At 47.4% G+C, this 816-nt stretch carries 2 protein-coding genes; both read left to right on the top strand.

Annotation, left to right across the window (positions count from 1 at the left end; all coding sequences use genetic code 11):
- A partial coding sequence (locus tag MSL71_RS26330) for a hypothetical protein (RefSeq protein ID WP_218951150.1) occupies positions 1-361 on the top strand: 361 nt, incomplete at its 5' end.
- On the top strand, positions 358-645 hold the full coding sequence (locus tag MSL71_RS26325; protein WP_180147516.1) for a hypothetical protein: 288 nt from the start codon (positions 358-360) through the stop codon (positions 643-645). The genes MSL71_RS26330 and MSL71_RS26325, both read left to right, overlap by 4 nt.
- The last annotated feature ends 171 nt before the right edge of the window (positions 646-816 follow it).

The following is an 816-nucleotide window of genomic DNA, read 5'->3' as shown; positions in this document are numbered from 1 at the left end:
TGGGGTTGTGGGTGTCCTTTCTGAAGCAGGGGGGGCAATAATTGAGAGAGGACGTAACGTAAACGGTGAATATGTGAGGTGGGCCGATGGAACGCAAATATGTTGGCTGAGAGTGTCACCATCAAATACACCGTGGCAATACTTAACAAAAACAGTTCCCGCCGAGTTTGTACAGCCGCCCCTCACGCCAGCATCTGTCATATTGACATTCACAGGAGGGGCAGGGGGCGTAATTTCGGGTCAGGAAATGAGTGTTAATGGCGCATATTTAGGTGCACCTTCAGTCATGATGTACCGGATAAATAGTGGGAATCCAGACTACGAACTGAATGCCGTTGTAATAGGGAGGTGGTTTGAATGATTATCAATCTGTCTCCTATCCGGAGTGACAAAGAACTGAAGATTGTGAAGTTAGGTGATGCCCTAACGATAAATGGAGAGTCATTCGATTTCGGGCTAATACCGGATGATGCTGTACTGCCTGATGAAGCAATAGATTCAAATATTATTTTGGGCGATGTCACTCGTAAAAACGGCGAAATTGAACTCACAATCCTTTGTCCACATGGTCCAGATCCTTCCTATGCACAAGCATTTCCCCAGGCAATAACCATAACAAATGATGGGGAGGTACCTCTGCCATGAATATCGATTACTCCAAAATCATTACGAAAGAGATGGCTGAAGCCAGGTGCTTGGAAAATTCGGCAATGCAAATTCGTGCAACCCGTGACGACAAACTCAAGGTCGAATACCAGCCAGCAGCCCAACAGCTCACCCGCTGGATCGACTCATCCGAAGACAACCCCGCCGCCC

Source organism: Desulfoluna butyratoxydans (assembly GCF_900699765.1).
GTDB lineage: Bacteria > Desulfobacterota > Desulfobacteria > Desulfobacterales > Desulfolunaceae > Desulfoluna > Desulfoluna butyratoxydans.
This window is presented reverse-complemented; position numbering and strand designations above follow the sequence as displayed.

Bases quoted from the DNA above. Each gene is read 5' to 3' on its own strand.
- MSL71_RS26325 (WP_180147516.1), top strand. From the start codon at position 358: ATGATTATCAATCTGTCTCCTATCCGGAGTGACAAAGAACTGAAGATT.